The sequence below is a fragment of the Nonomuraea lactucae genome, assembly GCF_003313395.1.
Lineage (GTDB): Bacteria > Actinomycetota > Actinomycetes > Streptosporangiales > Streptosporangiaceae > Nonomuraea > Nonomuraea lactucae.
In genome coordinates this window covers 1-1,469 of the sequence record NZ_QNFZ01000070.1, presented here as the reverse complement: position 1 = coordinate 1,469, position 1,469 = coordinate 1, and the positions used below count along the sequence as shown (strand labels likewise).

The 1,469-nt window shown below is 72.3% G+C and carries 3 protein-coding genes; all 3 read left to right on the top strand.

The features are described from left to right. The coding region (locus tag DQW85_RS05665) for a thiamine pyrophosphate-dependent enzyme (protein WP_240196947.1) at window positions 1-420 on the top strand (420 nt) is incomplete at its 5' end. A 123-nt stretch (window positions 421-543) separates the two neighbouring features. Beyond that, window positions 544-963 (top strand): MmcQ/YjbR family DNA-binding protein, encoded by a 420-nt coding sequence (locus DQW85_RS05660; protein WP_205314904.1) that lies wholly within the window; start codon window positions 544-546, stop codon window positions 961-963. A 277-nt stretch (window positions 964-1,240) separates the two neighbouring features. Further along, on the top strand, window positions 1,241-1,469 hold a 229-nt coding region (locus DQW85_RS05655), incomplete at its 3' end, for a carbohydrate-binding protein (protein ID WP_338043355.1).

The window sequence follows — 1,469 nt, the reverse complement described above, 5'->3', positions numbered from 1 at the left end:
ATGGAGTCGGCGCAGGGCGCGGGCGGGCTCGGCTACGGACTGCCCGCGGCGCTCGGCGCGGCGGCGGCGACCGGCGGGCCTGTCCTCGCGGTCTCCGGTGACGGGGGAGCGATGTACGGGCTGGCCGAGCTGGCCACGCTCCGCCAGCACGACCTCGGCGTGACCTGGCTGATCGTGGACGACGGCGGCTACGGCATCCTGCGCGAGTACATGACCGGCGCGTTCGGCACGGCCACGGGCACCGAACTGGTCAGGCCCGACTTCGTCGCCCTCGCGCAGGCGTTCGGCGTACCGGCCGTCCGCACCACCCCGGAGGACCTGGAAGGCGACCTCGCGCGGGCGCTCAGGACGCCTGGACCGAGCGTCGTCGTGCTGCCCGCCACCCTGCGCATGTTCGCCGCCACCCACTTGGAGTACTGATGGTCCCCCCGGAGGGCTGAACTCGGTCGCCGTAGCGTGGCAGGCCGTGGCGCCACCGGCGTAGGCTGCTTTGCCGACGGAGACCGGAACGTGCCGTCCTGGGGGTTGGCGGATGACTGACAAGTGCCTCCCGTGACCGAGGAGAACATCCCCGACGGGATCATCGCCGGGCTGCGCCCGGTGTGCCTCGGACTGCCTGGGGCCTACGAGGAGCAGGCGTGGGCCGGGACGCGGTGGCGGGTGCGGGGCCGGACGTTCGCTCACGTCCTGCTGATCGAGTCGGGATGGCCGCCCGCGTACGCGCGCGCGGCCGGCACCGACGGGCCGGACTGGGTGCTGACCTTCCGATCCTCCGGCGCGGACCTGCTGATGCTGCGCGGCATGGGCCATCCGTTCTTCGGGCCCCCGTGGCGGGCCGACGAAGTCGGCATGGTTCTCGGCGAGGAGACCGACTGGACGGAGGTCGCCGAGCTGATCACCGACAGTTACCGGGTCCTGGCCCCGAAGAGGTCGCGTCCGTCGGGAGAGCCCCCGCGCCGCTGAGGAAGGGCGGGGCGGGGAGTGTGGCGGGCCGGGGGAACGTGCCCACGCCGAGGTCGCGGACACATTCCTGGTCATCGGTTGTGAGCGCGGGGTGTCAGGACTATGCTCTGGCGAGTTCTCTTAGGAAACTTTCCTAAAGTGCACGGTTCGCTCGCGGCGCCAGGCCGGCACGGCCCGGTCGCGGACCGGAGACCCCCCACCAGGTACGGCCAGGCCCGGTCGCGGACCGGAGACCCCCCACCAGGTACGGCCACACGCCGTACGAAGGAGTGATCAAGTGTTAGGACTGCGCATTCTGGCGTCGGTCGCGTCCCTGGCAGCCGCGGGCGTGATCGCGGTCGTCCTGCCCGCCTCCTCGGCGACGGCCGAGAGCTGCGCCGGCCCGTGGAGCTCGTCGGCGGTCTACACCAAGGGCCAGACCGCCTCCCGCAACGGTCACAACTGGTCGGCGAAGTGGTGGACCCAGGGCGACACCCCGGGCAGCGCCGACGTCTGGGCCGACAAGG